Raw genomic sequence first — 14759 nt, 5'->3', positions numbered from 1 at the left:
CATCTCACCCTACCTTTGATAATTACTTTAAGTATGCCCAAAACAAAAGCATCCTAATAGCCAAAAGCTATTAGGATGCTCTTATTTTAATTTTCGTAAAAACTTCCATATTTTCTAAAGCGCTCATAGCGTTTATTGACTAATACATCTGTACTCATAGCACCTAACTCATCTAGCTTTTCTATGATATACGTCTTAAGTAACTGAGCTGCACTAAATGGATCTTTATGTGCACCTCCTAAAGGTTCAGTTACAATATCATCAATAATATGATTTTCAAGAAGGTCTGAAGCTGTAATCCTCATAATTTCTGCAGCCTCTTTTGCCTTTGCACTATCTTTCCATAAAATACTCGCAAAACCTTCTGGTGAAAGAATAGAATAAGTAGTATTCTCCTGCATAAATACTTTATCAGCTACACCAAGTGCTAAAGCACCACCACTACCACCTTCACCTATAATTCCTGCAATAATAGGTGTTTTCAATCTAGCCATCTCCATAAGATTACGTGCAATAGCCTCTCCTTGTCCACGTTCCTCTGCTCCAAGGCCACAGTAAGCACCTGGTGTGTCAATGAGACATACTATCGGCCTCCCAAACTTCTGTGCCTGTTGCATAAGGCGTAGTGCCTTACGATACCCTTCTGGATGAGGCATACCAAAGTTACGCTCTACATTTTCTTTTGCTGACTTTCCTTTATTCTGAGCAATAATGGTGACTACATGATTACCAATTTTTCCAATACCACCAATAATCGCTTTGTCATCTTTAAAGTTACGATCACCATGAAGCTCTATGAAATCTGTGACCATTTCCTGAATATAGAAAGATCCTCTAGGACGATCTATCATACGTGCAATTTGTACTTTATCCCACGCTGAATAATTTTCAGCAATCTCTCTTTCCAATTTTGCTGCAATAGACTGAAGACGTTTAATTTCTTGATTAATCTCCAAGTTTTCTTCTAAAGAAGCCAATTCATCAATCATACGTCTAAGATGTTCTAGTTTTTTAGTATTCTCCATCTTGTCCCTCCTTTGCATGGAATTTAAGGAGTTTATAGAGGCTATCTCTCATATCTTTACGTTCTACAATACAATCAATCATACCATGTTCAAGTAAAAACTCTGAACGTTGAAATCCTTGAGGAAGCTTCTGGCGAATAGTCTGCTCGATTACACGTGGGCCAGCAAAGCCAATAAGTGCATTAGGTTCTGCAATAATAATGTCACCTAGCATAGCAAAACTTGCTGTAACCCCACCTGTTGTAGGATTCGTTAAGACACTGATATAAAGTAAACCTTTTTCATCATGTCTTGCAAGTGCAGCACTTGTTTTAGCCATCTGCATAAGGGATATAATCCCCTCCTGCATCCTCGCACCACCAGAAGCAGAAAAGATAATAATAGGGAGTTCATGCGCTGTAGCATACTCAATAGCGCGCGTAATCTTCTCTCCTACTACTGATCCCATACTTCCCATAATGAACCTACTATCCATAACAGCAAGGACCGTTTCAATACCACCTATTCTCCCCTTACCTGTTATAACTGCTTCATTTTGCTCAACCTTTTTCATCGTAGTTTCTATCTTATCTTCATAACCCTCAAATTCAAGCGGATTGGCACTTTTCATTTCTTTATCAAATTCCTCAAAGCTATCTAAATCGATAAGTTTACTGATTCTAGCACTTGGAGAAATAGGAAGATGTCCATTACAGTAAGTGCACACACCAATATTAGCAATTAAGTCTATGACATAAATATTCTTCTTACAGTGTGGGCACTTTGTATACATTCCTTTTGGAACTTCAGGTTTAGACTGAGTAGTTTTAGTCTGAGCATATTTTTTTTGTCTACCTATTAATGCACTTAACATACGACTACTCCTCTCCTAAAATTGAATCTAAATTCTTTTCTATAAAAGATGTGTCAAAGTATCCTTCATTGAATGCATCTGTATGAATAAGATCATATTGGAAATCAATATTGGTATCAATGCCTTCTATAACAGCTTCAGCAAGCGCACGCCTCATAATACTAAGTGCTTCCTCGCGTGTATCTCCATAAGCAATAATCTTTGCCAGCATAGAATCATACGTCGGTGGTACACTATATCCTGGATAAATAGCTGTATCTACACGTACACCTCTACCGCCTGGTAAATGAAGCTCTACAATTTTACCTGCACAAGGTCTAAAGTTAAGTTTAGGATTCTCTGCATTAATACGACATTCAATAGCATGACCTTTAATCTGGATATCTTTATTAGTAAACTGTAAGCGTTCCCCTGATGCAATTCTAATTTGTTCACGTATTAAATCTATACCTGTAATCATTTCTGTAACAGGATGTTCTACCTGAATACGTGTGTTCATCTCAATAAAGAAGAAGTTTCTATCTTTATCTAAAATAAACTCTATTGTACCTGCATTTTCATATTTTACAGCTTTTGCTGCTCTTATGGCTGCTTCACCCATCTTCTTACGAAGTGCTGGTGATATGCAAGGTGATGGTGCTTCCTCAATGACCTTCTGATGTCTTCTTTGAAGTGAGCAGTCTCTTTCGCCTAGATGTACAACATTACCATAAGCATCACCTAAAATCTGAAACTCAATATGTCTTGGTTCTACAATATATTTTTCTAAATACATACTTCCATCACCAAAAGCTGAAAGTGCCTCATTCCTTGCTGTATTAAAAGCCATTTCAATTTCGGATTCATTCCATACAATACGCATACCACGTCCACCGCCACCTGCTACTGCTTTTAAAATAACAGGATAACCAATACATTTAGCAAGCACTCTTGCATCTTGGGCAGTATCTATAGTGCCCTCCGAACCAGGTACAACAGGCACATCTGCTTCAATCATCATTTGACGTGCACGTGCTTTATCTCCCATAAGTTCAATCATTTCTGGTGTTGGTCCAATGAACTTAATATTGCATTCACGACATATACGGGCAAATTTAGCATTCTCCGATAAGAATCCAAAACCAGGATGGATAGCATCTGCCCCAGTTAAAACTGCCGCTGTAATAATGCTCTCTATATTTAAGTAACTATCTCTTGGCAAAGGTTTACCGATACATACAGCTTCATCTGCTAACTTCACATGAAGTGAATCTTTATCTGCTGTTGAGTAAATGGCTACTGTCTCAATATTCATCTCACGACATGCTCTAATAATACGTACAGCAATCTCACCTCTGTTAGCAACTAATACTTTGCTTATCACCATGATACCTCCTAGCCTATAGCAAATGTTAATTCTGCTTTTGCTACTACTTTTCCATCTACAGTTGCTACTGCTTCTCCAATTCCAATAGGTCCTCTTTGTTTAACAAGTTTACACTCCAGCTTTAAAGTATCACCTGGAACAACTTTCTCTTTAAAGCGTGCTTCTTTAATACCACCAAAGAAAGCTACTTTTCCTTTAAATTCTTCTTGTGAAAGAATAGCAATCGCACCCACTTGCGCAAGCGCTTCTATAATAAGAACACCTGGCATTACAGGAAGACCTGGAAAATGCCCCTGGAAAAATGGTTCATTCATCGTTACATTCTTATACCCCGTAGCCCCCCTACCATCTTCATGAATTTCAGCTTTATCTACTAATAAAAATGGATATCTATGAGGGATGATTTCCATAATTTGTTGTGTGTTTAACATGTCACCTCTCCTTATCTAATGATAAATAGTGGTTGGTCAAACTCAACCATCTCTTCATTTTCTACTAAAATTTCTACAATCTCACCATCTCTATCTGCTTCTACTTCATTCATAAGTTTCATGGCTTCAATAATGCAGATAGTATCTCCTTTTTTCACCTTAGAGCCTACTGTTACAAACTCAGGCTTATCAGGTGCACTTGAAGAATAGAAGGTCCCTACCATAGGCGCTTTTACTTCATAACCATCTTCGGACTTAACCTCTGCTGGAGTCTCAATATTAATCTGCGTGGTTGCTACTTGCTGCGTGGTTGGTGCTACACTTGGTGTTGCCATAGGCACTACTTGTGCCGTACGTTCAATTTCAATTTCAAACTCATCGTTTTTAAGCTTAACTTTTGTAAGATCTGAGTCTTTAAATTCATTCATAAGCTCTTTAACAAGTTTAATATCCATTATACTTCCCCTTTCCACTTTTTAAGAAGAATTGTTCCGTTATGACCTCCAAATCCGAGTGAGTTGCTGAGTGCATATTCAAGTTCTGCTACCCTCCCTATATTGGGTACATAATCAAGGTCACACTCTTCATCTGGTACTTCATATCCAATAGTTGGCGGAATAAAGCCTTCCTCTAACGCTTTAGCAATGGCAATGACTTCTACCGCACCAGCAGCACCTAAAAGGTGTCCTGTCATAGATTTTGTAGAACTTATTGCTACTTTTGTATCCTCACCAAACACTTTTTTAATAGCTAGTGTTTCAAATTTATCATTATACTCTGTACTTGTTCCATGTGCATTGATGTAACCTACAGCATCTGGTGTAATACCCGCTTCATTAATAGCCTCTGCCATAGCTCTTGCAGCACCCTCACCTTCTGGATCTGGCGAAGTAATGTGATAAGCATCGCCTGTAGCACCATAACCTACTACTTCAGCTAAAATATTTGCACCTCTATTTAAAGCATGCTCTAATGTTTCCATTACAACGATTCCTGCTCCTTCACCCATAACAAACCCATTTCTTTCTTTATCAAATGGGATAGAGGCACGTTTCGGATCCTCTGACTTAGATAATGCAGTAAGTGATTGGAAGGATGCGATACCCATAGGTGTAATAGATGCTTCAGCACCACCTGCTAAAATGACATTATTGGTTCCTTTTTGAAGCGCACGGTATGCTTCCCCAATACAATGGGTACCTGTAGCACATGCTGTCACCATACTTGTGCAAATACCTTTTGCTCCTGTATAAATAGCTACATTACCGGCTCCCATATTAGAAATAACCATAGGAATAAATAACGGAGAAACACGTTTTGGTCCTCTTTCCAAAAGTGTCTTCATTCCTGATTCAATAGTGCCAAGACCACCAATACCTGAACCTACGATAACGCCTACCTTTGTAGCATCTTCTTCTGCCATATCAATGCCTGCATCTTGCAGAGCTTCTTTTGCTGCATAAATAGCATATTGAGAGAAAAGATCTAATCTACGTACTTCTCTTTTTTCTATATATTTACTTGCATCAAAGTCTTTTACCTCAGCCGCAAGTGTAACATCATAACCTTCTGTTAATTCAAATTTGCTAATACGATTAATACCGCATACACCTTCTTTAAGGTTGTTCCAAAACTCCTCTTTTGTGTTACCTAGCGGTGATACAACTCCAATACCTGTAATAACAACTCTATTTTGCATGGTTTTCCTCCTCATTAAAATTACATAGCCATGCCGCCATCAACTTTGATGACTTCGCCTGTTACATAACTTGATAAATCACTTGCTAAGAATAATGCTACATTTGCTACTTCTTGGACATTTCCAAAGCGATTAAGCGGTATACCTTTAAGTGTATTTTCTTTAATTGCTTCTGGAAGTTTATCTGTCATATTAGATACAATGAATCCTGGTGCGATAGCATTTACACGTAGGCTTTTAGACGCAAATTCTTTTGCCGCTGATTTTGTCATACCTACTACACCTGCTTTAGATGCTGAGTAATTACATTGACCAATGTTACCATGAAGTCCTACTACAGAAGACATATTGATAATGCTTCCGCCTTTTTTCATCATGATACGTGTTGCATGTTTCATGCAGTTAAATACACCTTTTAAGTTGATATTGATAACGTTATCAAATTCCTCTTCTGTCATTCTTAGAAGAAGCATATCTCTTGTAATCCCCGCATTGTTTACAAGAATATCTAACGCCCCAAATGTATCTACTGCTATTTTCATAAGCTCTTTTGCTTGTTCAAAGTTTGAAACGTCTGCCATAACAGCTATCGCCTCACCACCATTTGATTTGATTTCTTCTACTACAGCTTCTGCCTCAGCAGCTGATCTTTCAAATGGATAGTTTACTACAACTTTGGCACCATTCTTTGCAAATGTATGTGCAATTTCTTTACCAATCCCGCTACTACTACCTGTAATAACTGCTACTTTATCTTTTAACATTGCTTGCCTCCTAAAAATTCCAATACATTTTGTAATGATGCTTCATCTTCTATATTAAGCACTTTAACATCCGATGAAATTTTGCTTACAAAATTACAAAGTGTTTTCTTAACACCAATCTCAATAAAAGTATCAAACCCTTCTTCAATAAGTTTTTCAATACTTTCTCTAAAACGTACACCTTTTACGATTTGAAGTGGAATATTTTCAATCACTTCATCTTTATTCATATAAGAAGCTGTAACATTACTGATAATAGGTGTTGTAACTTCATTAAAGTTAAAGTGTATAAGTTCTTCTTTTAAGTTCTTTGCTGCTTCCTCCATAAGTGGACTATGGAACGCTCCACTTACATTAAGCGGCATGATGCGCCTTGCACCTCTTTCTTTTAAAAGTGGGGTAGCCTTTTCAATTGCTGTCTTTTCACCTGAGATAACTACTTGACCTGGGCAGTTATCATTTGCTACTACTAGTTCCAATCCTTCATTTTGAATACATTGACATACTTCATCAATCATTTCTTTTTGAAGTCCAATAACAGCTGCCATACCTCCATCTCTTTCTTTGGCACATTCATCCATATAAAAGGCTCTCTTATCTACAAGTTTAAGTGCTTGTTCAAAGTTCAACGCTCCGCTTGCTACTAAAGCGCTGTATTCTCCTAAGCTAAATCCTAGTACCGCTGAAGGCACAATACCTTGTGTCTTTGCAGCATTAAAGGCAGCAATACTTGTGGTAAAAAGTGCAGCTTGCGTATAACGTGTTTGATTAATAAGTGCGTTTTTGTCTTCAAAACATACTTCTTTAATATCCCAATCTAATATGTCTGAAGCACAGTCGAAAGCTTCTTTGCTCTCTGTATAATGTTCGTATAAATTTTTACCCATACCTGCGTACTGCACACCTTGACCTGAAAATAAGAATGCGATTTTCATTTTTACCACCCTACCTCTAGTTTGATTTTCAAAGTTTTAAATTCAAAGTATTTTTTCTATTAACCTATCTGCGCTAATACTCTGTTGCCTTCTGTCATGATTTCTTCAATCATTTCTTTTGCTGTTTGTTCTTGTTTAATCATACCAGCAATTTGACCTGACATAACAGTTCCGTTAATCACGTCACCTTCAACTACAGCAAGTCTTAATCCACCTGCACCTAATGCTTCAAGTTCTTCTACACTTGCACCTTCTTTTTCACGTTTAGCAAACTCTCTTGAAAGCTTGTTTCTAAGTGCTCTTACTGGATGTCCTGTACTTCTTCCTGTTACTACAGTATCAATATCACTTGCTTTAAGTACACGTTGTTTGTAGTTTTCATGTACTGTACATTCTTTAGCTACTAAGAATCTTGTTCCAATTTGAACAGCGTCTGCTCCAAGCATCATAGCTGCTGCAAACCCTCTATGATCTGCAATACCGCCTGCTGCAATAACTGGAATATTTACTGCATCTACAACTTGTGGTGTAAGTACCATAGTTGTAAGTTCACCAATATGCCCACCTGCTTCACAGCCTTCAACTACAACTGCATCTGCACCTTGTTTTTCCATTCTTCTTGCAAGGGCTACTGATGGCACAACTGGAATAACTTTAATACCTGCTTCTTTCCACATATTCATGTATTTACTAGGATCGCCTGCACCTGTAGTAACGATTGTTACACCTTCTTCTACTACAACTTTAGCAACATCTTCAGCATGTGGGCTAAGGAGCATAATATTTACTCCAAATGGTTTGCTTGTAATCTCTTTTAAAGCTCTAATCTCTGCTCTAAGCCAGTCAGCGGGTGCATTACCTGCTGCAATAATCCCTAATCCCCCTGCCTCTGATACAGCAGCTGCTATGGCATGGTCAGCGATCCATGCCATGGCACCTTGGAAAATAGGATATTGAATGTTTAACATATCGCATATCTTGTTCATACTTCAATCTCCTTATTTAATCTGCTTAACAACTCTTTATTGTCTTTCTGTGATGTAGTTAACAGCATCACCTACTGTTTTAATACCTTCAACATCTTCGTTTGAAATAGATACACCAAATTCATCTTCAAGAGCCATAACAACTTCAAATAAGTCTAATGAATCTGCTTCTAAATCTTCTTTGAAACGTGCTGTTTCAACTACTTCTGAAGCGTCTACTCCTAATTTGTCTGCTACGATTTCTTGTAATTTTTCTAATACCATTTTCAAATCCTCCTAAAGTTTAATGTTTAATAATTTATATATCCTTAAAGCCCTAAGGCCTAATAGGAACTAATCCCATGTAAGGAGCATACTGCCCCATGTAAGTCCACCACCAAACCCACTAAGCACAATGGCATCTCCTGAATTTAGCTGCTGTGCCGCATCATAAAGTGCCATTGGAATACTTGCAGATGAAGTATTACCATATTGATTTAAATTCTTAAAGAACTTGTCAGATGGTACACCTAATTTTTTAGCTACACTATCCATAATTCTAGAATTCGCTTGATGTAAAATAAAATAGCGGATATCTTCTAATGCATATGAGGTACCTTCTAATACTTTCTCTATACTTGTTGGTACAACAGTTGTTGCAAACTTATAAACTGCCCTACCATCCATGTACATATAAGGTGAGCGAGGTTCTTCTTGAACTACACAATTTTTAAGACTTGTCCCAGGTAAGGTCAGCACATGGCCGCCCGCACCATTACTCTCAGTATAGATATTAATTATGTGATTTTTATGATGTTTAGAAAAAATTGCAGCACCCGCTCCATCTCCAAACAACACACATGTTCCTCTATCTGTCCAGTCTACAGTCTTACTAAGCACTTCAGCTCCTATAACAAGCACATTAGTTGCTGAACCTGCCTTAATAGCATCTGTTCCAATTTTAGCTCCATATAAAAATCCGCTACACGCAGCTGCTATATCAAAAGCTGTAGCATGTCCAGCCCCTATAGCTGCCTGTACTCTACAAGCTACACTTGGCATAACATAATCAGGTGTAATAGTTGCTACTATAATAAGATCAATATCTGAAGCGTTTATATTGGCTCTTTCAAGAGCTTCTTTTGCTGCAGTGACTGCAAGATCAGTCGTACTTTCGCCCGTTGAAAGATATCTTTGGCTAATGCCTGTTCTAGATGTAATCCATTCATCTGACGTATCTACAACCTTTGACATATCCTCATTAGTCATACAATACTTAGGCACTGCCTTTCCCACTCCTAAAAGTTTTACTCCATACATGGCTGTATCACTCCTTTCTATTTTTTTACAAGGTGATACTTCTCTTTAAAGAAATTAGAAAGCCTTGTCAAAGAAGCGATGAGCACCTCATTATCTTCATTAGATAACCCATCTATCATGTTATTGACCATAACTTGATGGAAGTTCTCGTGTACTCTATATGCAAGCTTTCCTTTATGTGCTAAGGCAATCTCTACATATCTTCTATCATCTTCTGAACGCTGTCTTGTAACATATTCTTTCTTTACTAATCGGTTAATAGATGTAGTTAATGTACCTACTGTAATCCCTAATTGATCTGCAACATCCGTCATAGTTCTTGAGCCCATACCAATGGCCTCAATAACATGCATCTCTGTAATAGATAAGTCCTTAAATGGACTTTCTTGGAGTGCAGCTTTTTCAATGGTTAAAATTTCATTAAATAGTTCTACTAGCAATTCATTGACTACTTTTGCAGTATTCTGCAAATCTCTCGCCTCCACTCTTGTGAATTAATACTTTGTTAATCAAATTATTTTATATTCAAAGTATATGCAACAACATTTCTATTGTCAAGTATTGTTTTTTTGGATTAAAGATTATACCTTGTTGGCAATACTTCCCTTATAGGAGGTATACTATGATTAAACTACTAAAAGATCTATCCATAGATAAACTACGTGACAAGCTCACACTTCTTTATATTCTTAATGCAGTAGATATTGTATTTACCTTTGGGCTCCTTAAGACAGGCCTTTTCAAAGAGATTAATAGCATCATGGTAAGCGTGGTAGATGACCCCTTCCTAAGCATTATAATTAAGCTTATCATTCCTGCGCTCCTTATTATTTATATTCTTGCTAAACTTGAAGAGCTTCCCAATGGTAATCTTAAACTTTGCCATATCTGCGTTAATGTAGTCCTTATTGTTTATACACTTATCACTATAATGCATATAAGTTATTTCTGCTTATTTTTATACACGTTGTCTCTTCCCAATTAATTCATTTTACTTTTTATGACTTTTTTATTATCATAGAAAAGTAAAAATCATTAAAAGGAGACAATATATGAGTGTTTTAACAGTAAAAAATGTAACTCATGGCTTTGGTTCCCGTAGCATTTTAGAAAATGTATCTTTTCGTTTATTAAAAGGGGAACACGTTGCTCTAGTTGGTGCCAATGGTGAAGGAAAATCAACATTCTTAAATATTATTACTAGTAAGCTTATGCCAGATGAAGGTACTGTAGAATGGTCAAACCGTGTAACAGTTGGTTACCTTGATCAGCATTCTGCACTTACTCCTGGTACAACTATTCGTGATAACTTACGTTTAGCATTTGATAATTTATTCACACTTGAACAAGAGATGCTTGGCCATTATGAAAAAATGAGTGACTGCTCTGACGAAGAAATGACTAAACTTATGGAAGATGCAGCAGAAATCCAAAACATCTTAGATACAAGTGGTTTCTATATTATTGATTCAAAGATTGATGAAGTTGCAAGTGGCCTTGGCCTTGGGGAAATTGGTCTTGATAAAAAAGTAGACGAACTAAGTGGTGGTCAACGTACAAAAGTTCTTCTTACTAAACTTCTTCTTCAGAACCCTACTATCCTTATTCTGGATGAGCCTACTAACTACCTTGATGTTAACCATATTGAGTGGCTTAAGCGCTACCTTCAAAACTACGACAATGCCTTTATTCTTGTATCACATGATATTCCATTCCTTAATGATGTATGTAACCTCATCTACCATGTAGAGGATTGTGAACTTACACGTTATGTAGGTAACTATGATGAGTTTTTACGTTTATATGAACTCAAAAAACGTCAACAAGAAAAAGCTTATGAACGTCAACAAAAAGAAATTGATAAACTTGAAGACTTTATTGCACGTAATAAAGCACGTGTTGCTACAACAGGTATGGCAAAAAGCCGTATGAAACAGCTTGATAAAATGGAAATGATTGAAAAACCAAAAGAAAAAATCAAGCCTACTTTCAACTTTAAATTCTCTAAAGCACCTAGCCGTTTCCTTATTGAAGCTCGTGACCTTGTAATCGGTTATGATGAACCACTTACAAAACCACTTAATTTCAACATTGAACGTGGTAAAAAAATTGCTATCTGTGGTGTAAATGGTCTTGGTAAATCTACACTTCTTAAAACACTTCTTGGTATCCTTAAACCAATTAGTGGTGAAGTAGAATTTGGTGAAAATGTTGAGTACGGTTACTTTGCTCAAGAAGACTCTCGTGATAACAACAATACTGCACTTGATGAACTTTGGAATGAGTACCCATCTCTTACAAACCATGAAGCACGTTCTGAACTTGCTAAATGTGGCCTTACAACAGATCATATTACAAGCCCTATGAAAGTTTTATCAGGTGGAGAAAATGCTAAAGTGCGTCTTTGCAAAATTCTTCTTCAGGAACTTAATCTTCTTGTTCTAGACGAACCAACAAATCACTTAGATGTGGATGCTAAAGATGAGCTGGAAAAAGCACTTAAAGAATTTAAAGGTACAGTTGTTCTTGTATGTCATGAACCTTACTTTTATGAAAGCTTTGTAACAGATGTATGGAATGTAGAAGACTGGACAACTAAAATTATTTAATAAAAAAGCTAGAGGCTAAGCCTCTAGCTTTTTTATATATTTTTCCTTCTTAATTTATACTATAATACTCAAAACATTTGTAAAACAACATTTCTTCTACCGGTTGGCTAATATAATAACCTTGGATTTTATCACATTTTATTTCCTTCAATATATCTATGTGTTGACTTACTTCAACACCCTCACATATTACTTCTAGCCCTAATATATGAGCTAATCCTATAAGTGTCCCTATAATCGCTACATTTCTTTCATCTTTTTCTATTCTACTTACAAGTATCTGATCTATTTTCAATATATCTAATGGAAGTACTTTAATATGATTAAAAGAAGAGTACCCTATACCAAAATCATCTAAAGATATTTTTATCCCTAATGCTTTAATCTCATTTAGAACTTTTACAATATACTCTGGATAATCTAACACTTCATCTTCAGTTATCTCTAACCTAATAAACTCAGGATTAATATGATATTTATTGAGAATACCTTTAATAACCTCTACACAATTAGGTCTTTTAAGTGACCTATAAGACATATTCACATATATTTCAAAATCCGTGTATCCATTCATATGCCACTTCTGCCCAAATTCACAAGCCTTATCTAACATTAAATAATCAATCTCTACTATACACCCTATTCGCTTAGCAACTGGTATAAATACCTCTGGAAGCAGTACTTCCCCATTTCTAATCCACCTTGAAAGAACTTCTGCACCTACAATCTTATTCTTATGTATATCAAAAATAGGCTGATAGTATGGGACGATTTCTCCTCTTGCTATCACATCTTTTAAGCTTGCCTCTACTTCTAATTCTTCTGACATCTGATCTGTAAACACTTGGATACTATTGCCACCCTTTTTCTTGCTCTTATACATAGCAATATCACCATATTTAAGCAAGGTATTAATATCAGTCGTTTGATATGGATAAATACTGATCCCTATACTTGCCTTAATAGCAAAATTATAAGAAGCATACTCAAACTTCTTATTAACTCTATTTAAAAGATCCTGTCCAAATTGGGCTATTTCATTAGGTGCAAATTCTCCTTCTCTGATAACAATAAATTCATCTCCACCTAATCTTCCTACAGTTATATCATCATTAGCCAATTCCATGAGTTCCTTTGCAGTAGCACATAGTACCTTGTCTCCCTCAATATGGCCTACTGTATCATTTAAAGTCTTGAAATTATCAAGGTCTATAAAATAAATAACAAAAGATACATTCATTTTCTTCAGGTAATCTAAATGTTCATATAAGCTATGTCTATTCTTAAGGTTTGTTAAAGAATCATATTTGGCAAGATATTTCATCTCTTCTGAGTAATGCTTTAAGATTGTAATATCATTCATAATAATAGCAAAATACCCTTGCTGTATGCTATATAATGTAATAGATACCCACTTATCTCCTTTTAGAGCAACTTGACTTAAGGTATATGTTCTGTCTGTTCGCCATACTTGTCCTAAAATTTCTTGTATGTGCCTATCATCGATACCTGCTAGATGAGATAATTCGTGAATGGTATGATTGATTAATTTTTCTTTAGAAACTCCTAACAAATCACCTAGTGCATCATTGCATTCTTCACAAATAGCATCTTTATACTGTCCTAATTCATCTTTCTTTACCCTATAACATGCAAATCCATTTGTCATAGTGCTTAATACGCTACTATACTTCTTTTCATTTAATAAAATTTGTTCATTAGCTTGTTCTAAAGAAGCAAACATTCTATTGATATCTTCTTGCAATAGTCCTATTTCATCATTTACTTCATCTTTTTCTATACGTTTTGATAAATCCTGTGAGCTATGAATAGTGTTAATCTGTTTATTTATTTTTACAATACGTTTTACTACAAGCTTTTCTACCCAAATCCCCAAGATGCAACTTGTAATAATACATCCTATCATTGAAATACCTGTTAAGGCCTCTATATTCCGCTTCATACTCTGTTTTGCTACTAAAGGTTCTATTAACCTTATATAAAACTTTTCCTCTGCATTAGCAGTACCAACAGGTGTATAACTTTCAATAATAGACTTGTCATAAACAAGCTGAATAGGTAAGCCTATATAGCTTTCCTCTAGATTATGAGCTCTAGATGAATCTAACCTATTTGTTAAATCCACACGTCTTTTCAAATTATCTCCTATATTCTCTATCATCTCTTGGTCTATTGTCTCTACGGCCATAAAGTATCCCTTATGTTCTTTTTCTCCCCCATCTATAAGTGGATATATAGCTACAATATAAGGATGATTATTGGTAGAAATAACGCCTTCAAAACTTTGATCTGTATTATGAATAAGTCTTTTAGCCTCTTTAATAAGGGTATCTACTTCAGTTTTCTCTATTGCTTTTCCTTCTTTATCATAATATGTTTTATAAACTCTAAATTCTGGAGATAAAATGATCTTGCTCTGTATCCCATCATTTTCAAACCACTTATATATACTAAGTTCTTGCATAAAGTCAACATCATGCTCCTCATCTATTCTAATAATATGAGGTATCAATTCTTTATAGTCTTTTGCCCTACTAATAAGCTTATCTTTTTCCCCTTGCAGCCTACTCATAATATCTGATGTAATGCCAGTAATGCGTGTCACCTCCCCTTGATACAAATAGTCCACCATTACATTAGATAACATCAAGTGCAATATAATTGTTATTACAGTCATTGCTACAAAAATACTAGCGATTTTTACTGATAACTTCATAGCAGCCCCCTTTTTAATATACTTATATAAAACCTTTTATCTCTTTATTGACTTT

The 14759-nt window shown here is 35.9% G+C and carries 15 protein-coding genes; 2 read left to right on the top strand and 13 right to left on the bottom strand.

What is annotated here, in order from left to right:
- Positions 1-86: 86 nt before the first annotated feature.
- From H8718_RS11205 to H8718_RS11150, 12 genes are all read right to left on the bottom strand, one after another.
- Positions 87-1025 carry an acetyl-CoA carboxylase carboxyltransferase subunit alpha gene (locus H8718_RS11205; protein ID WP_249332959.1) on the bottom strand — a complete coding sequence of 313 codons (939 nt, stop codon included), beginning with the start codon at positions 1023-1025 and terminating at the stop codon, positions 87-89.
- Positions 1012-1878 carry an acetyl-CoA carboxylase, carboxyltransferase subunit beta gene (gene accD, locus H8718_RS11200; protein WP_177672049.1) on the bottom strand — a complete coding sequence of 289 codons (867 nt, stop codon included), beginning with the start codon at positions 1876-1878 and terminating at the stop codon, positions 1012-1014. Before accD ends, H8718_RS11205 begins: the two co-directional genes overlap by 14 nt.
- Positions 1879-1882: 4 nt before the next feature.
- The gene (locus H8718_RS11195; RefSeq protein ID WP_249332984.1) at positions 1883-3241 is read right to left on the bottom strand and encodes an acetyl-CoA carboxylase biotin carboxylase subunit; all 1359 of its coding nucleotides are present in this window, start codon (positions 3239-3241) and stop codon (positions 1883-1885) included.
- Positions 3242-3252: 11 nt separating this feature from the next.
- Positions 3253-3675: a 3-hydroxyacyl-ACP dehydratase FabZ gene (gene fabZ / locus H8718_RS11190; protein WP_249332958.1), complete on the bottom strand. Its 423-nt coding sequence runs from the start codon at positions 3673-3675 to the stop codon at positions 3253-3255.
- An 11-nt stretch (positions 3676-3686) separates the two neighbouring features.
- On the bottom strand, positions 3687-4130 hold the full coding sequence (gene accB, locus H8718_RS11185; protein ID WP_177672047.1) for an acetyl-CoA carboxylase biotin carboxyl carrier protein: 444 nt from the start codon (positions 4128-4130) through the stop codon (positions 3687-3689).
- Complete coding sequence (fabF, locus tag H8718_RS11180; RefSeq protein WP_177672046.1) at positions 4130-5374, bottom strand: beta-ketoacyl-ACP synthase II; 1245 nt, start codon at positions 5372-5374, stop codon at positions 4130-4132. Before fabF ends, accB begins: the two co-directional genes overlap by 1 nt.
- Before the next feature lie 20 nt (positions 5375-5394).
- On the bottom strand, positions 5395-6138 hold the full coding sequence (gene fabG / locus H8718_RS11175; RefSeq protein WP_177672045.1) for a 3-oxoacyl-[acyl-carrier-protein] reductase: 744 nt from the start codon (positions 6136-6138) through the stop codon (positions 5395-5397).
- Positions 6132-7073: an ACP S-malonyltransferase gene (fabD, locus tag H8718_RS11170; protein ID WP_249332957.1), complete on the bottom strand. Its 942-nt coding sequence runs from the start codon at positions 7071-7073 to the stop codon at positions 6132-6134. The genes fabG and fabD overlap by 7 nt, the downstream gene beginning before the upstream one ends.
- A 59-nt stretch (positions 7074-7132) precedes the next feature.
- Complete coding sequence (gene fabK / locus H8718_RS11165) at positions 7133-8059, bottom strand: enoyl-[acyl-carrier-protein] reductase FabK (RefSeq protein ID WP_249332956.1); 927 nt, start codon at positions 8057-8059, stop codon at positions 7133-7135.
- 36 nt (positions 8060-8095) lie between these two features.
- The gene (gene acpP, locus H8718_RS11160; RefSeq protein WP_283246203.1) at positions 8096-8323 is read right to left on the bottom strand and encodes an acyl carrier protein; all 228 of its coding nucleotides are present in this window, start codon (positions 8321-8323) and stop codon (positions 8096-8098) included.
- A 69-nt stretch (positions 8324-8392) separates the two neighbouring features.
- A complete protein-coding gene (locus H8718_RS11155) occupies positions 8393-9358 on the bottom strand; it encodes a beta-ketoacyl-ACP synthase III (protein WP_249332955.1) in 966 nt (321 codons plus the stop codon).
- A 17-nt stretch (positions 9359-9375) separates the two neighbouring features.
- Positions 9376-9828, bottom strand: coding sequence for a MarR family winged helix-turn-helix transcriptional regulator (locus H8718_RS11150; RefSeq protein WP_177672040.1), 453 nt, complete (start codon positions 9826-9828; stop codon positions 9376-9378).
- Positions 9829-9980: 152 nt separating this feature from the next.
- On the opposite strand from H8718_RS11150, the gene H8718_RS11145 reads away from it, so the two are divergent.
- Together H8718_RS11145 and H8718_RS11140 are read left to right on the top strand one after the other, a co-directional pair.
- The gene (locus H8718_RS11145; RefSeq protein WP_249332954.1) at positions 9981-10343 is read left to right on the top strand and encodes a DUF5658 family protein; all 363 of its coding nucleotides are present in this window, start codon (positions 9981-9983) and stop codon (positions 10341-10343) included.
- Between the two features lie 67 nt (positions 10344-10410).
- The gene (locus tag H8718_RS11140) at positions 10411-11967 is read left to right on the top strand and encodes an ABC-F family ATP-binding cassette domain-containing protein (RefSeq protein ID WP_249332953.1); all 1557 of its coding nucleotides are present in this window, start codon (positions 10411-10413) and stop codon (positions 11965-11967) included.
- Positions 11968-12016: 49 nt separating this feature from the next.
- Here H8718_RS11140 and H8718_RS11135 read toward each other — a convergent pair whose 3' ends face one another.
- Entirely contained in the window at positions 12017-14704 is a 2688-nt protein-coding gene (locus H8718_RS11135; protein ID WP_249332952.1) for an EAL domain-containing protein, read from the bottom strand.
- Between the last annotated feature and the right edge of the window lie 55 nt (positions 14705-14759).

It is taken from the genome of Zhenhengia yiwuensis (genome assembly GCF_014384995.1).
In the GTDB taxonomy this organism is placed as follows: domain Bacteria; phylum Bacillota; class Clostridia; order Lachnospirales; family Cellulosilyticaceae; genus Zhenhengia; species Zhenhengia yiwuensis.
Note: the sequence above shows the minus strand (reverse complement) of the source record. Positions and strands in the feature narration are given on the sequence as shown.

Coding starts and splice junctions, on each gene's coding strand:
- H8718_RS11205 (WP_249332959.1), bottom strand. CDS start 1,025: ATGGAGAATACTAAAAAACTAGAACATCTTAGACGTATGATTGATGAA.
- accD (WP_177672049.1), bottom strand. CDS start 1,878: ATGTTAAGTGCATTAATAGGTAGACAAAAAAAATATGCTCAGACTAAA.
- fabZ (WP_249332958.1), bottom strand. CDS start 3,675: ATGTTAAACACACAACAAATTATGGAAATCATCCCTCATAGATATCCA.
- accB (WP_177672047.1), bottom strand. CDS start 4,130: ATGGATATTAAACTTGTTAAAGAGCTTATGAATGAATTTAAAGACTCA.
- fabF (WP_177672046.1), bottom strand. CDS start 5,374: ATGCAAAATAGAGTTGTTATTACAGGTATTGGAGTTGTATCACCGCTA.
- fabG (WP_177672045.1), bottom strand. CDS start 6,138: ATGTTAAAAGATAAAGTAGCAGTTATTACAGGTAGTAGTAGCGGGATT.
- fabD (WP_249332957.1), bottom strand. CDS start 7,073: ATGAAAATCGCATTCTTATTTTCAGGTCAAGGTGTGCAGTACGCAGGT.
- fabK (WP_249332956.1), bottom strand. CDS start 8,059: ATGAACAAGATATGCGATATGTTAAACATTCAATATCCTATTTTCCAA.
- acpP (WP_283246203.1), bottom strand. CDS start 8,323: ATGGTATTAGAAAAATTACAAGAAATCGTAGCAGACAAATTAGGAGTA.
- H8718_RS11155 (WP_249332955.1), bottom strand. CDS start 9,358: ATGTATGGAGTAAAACTTTTAGGAGTGGGAAAGGCAGTGCCTAAGTAT.
- H8718_RS11145 (WP_249332954.1), top strand. CDS start 9,981: ATGATTAAACTACTAAAAGATCTATCCATAGATAAACTACGTGACAAG.
- H8718_RS11140 (WP_249332953.1), top strand. CDS start 10,411: ATGAGTGTTTTAACAGTAAAAAATGTAACTCATGGCTTTGGTTCCCGT.
- H8718_RS11135 (WP_249332952.1), bottom strand. CDS start 14,704: ATGAAGTTATCAGTAAAAATCGCTAGTATTTTTGTAGCAATGACTGTA.